Source organism: Xanthovirga aplysinae (genome assembly GCF_009711365.1).
GTDB lineage: Bacteria > Bacteroidota > Bacteroidia > Cytophagales > Cyclobacteriaceae > Xanthovirga > Xanthovirga aplysinae.
Genome location: NZ_SMMB01000292.1, coordinates 1 through 1006 on the forward strand (window position 1 = coordinate 1; position 1006 = coordinate 1006).

Genomic DNA, 1006 nt, shown 5'->3' on the forward strand with positions numbered 1-1006 from the left:
AAAGCTTCATAAAATTCATTTATAGAAGTTTTCAAATTTAATGGATTGGCTGCACAGTTAAACTACGACTTCTTAGATAGGTGGAAGTAATGGATATAAGGTGGATATACCACATATGTGGTTTACACGGTTGTTAGCTACAAGTTCAAAAAAGAAATGAGTAAAATCCAAAAAATCGAAAATCACCTTAAGGACTCTAAATATTCTGAGCATATAATTAATGGAATAAAAGCCATTTTAGCGAATTTTCCTGTTGGAAGTGGAATTGCCTCCTTAATGTCTGATTATATTCCGTCACAACGGGAATTAAGACTTATGGAGTTCACTGAAAATATTGCCAGAGATTTATCTGAACTTAAGGAAGAAATAAATGAAAACTATCTGAGGTCAGATGAATATGCTTTCATTTTTGAAAAATGCTTCAAAGGTGCAGTTGAAAGCTATCAAAAGGAGAAAATAATTGCTTTTAGGGCTGTTTTAGTCAACTCATTAATTGATGTTGAAAAAACTCAAACTGAAAAAGAATATTACTTAAACCTTGTTGATAACCTTTCATTGTTACATATACAAGTTTTAAGTTTTCTGGCTTTTCCTAGGAAGTACTTAGAATTAAATGGACTAGATGACTCAATCGTTTCAGGGGGATTTGGTACATTTTTTCCAAAAGTAATTCCTGATGCTAATGTTGAAATTATCAAATTAGCATTTAAGGACTTGTATAACTATGGCTTTACAAATACTGATAGTAGTATATTTCACACTATGACAGCTAGTAGCGGTTGGAGTTTATTAGGAAATAGAGTCTCAGAAAATGGACGGAATTTTATAAATTTCATTTCATTGCAGTAATAAAAACTAGTAGCTAACAATATTTATGAAATCATAGCCGCGCAAGGCCATCAGCACGGCCCAAACTACGCTTCATACATGGGCCGTTACTCAAAGAATGTATTTTCTTCTGAAAATCATAGTCCCTTTTTTTTGTCTGCCAACTCTCTGTGAAAAG

The 1006-nt window shown here is 32.6% G+C and carries 1 protein-coding gene; it reads left to right on the forward strand.

The features are described from left to right. Positions 1-156 precede the first annotated feature (156 nt). Positions 157-849 (forward strand): hypothetical protein, encoded by a 693-nt coding sequence (locus tag E1171_RS00805; RefSeq protein ID WP_155203152.1) that lies wholly within the window; start codon positions 157-159, stop codon positions 847-849. Positions 850-1006: the final 157 nt, after the last annotated feature.

What these genes read in the sequence shown, in the direction of transcription:
- E1171_RS00805 (WP_155203152.1), top strand. Translation starts at nt 157, where the DNA reads ATGAGTAAAATCCAAAAAATCGAAAATCACCTTAAGGACTCTAAATAT.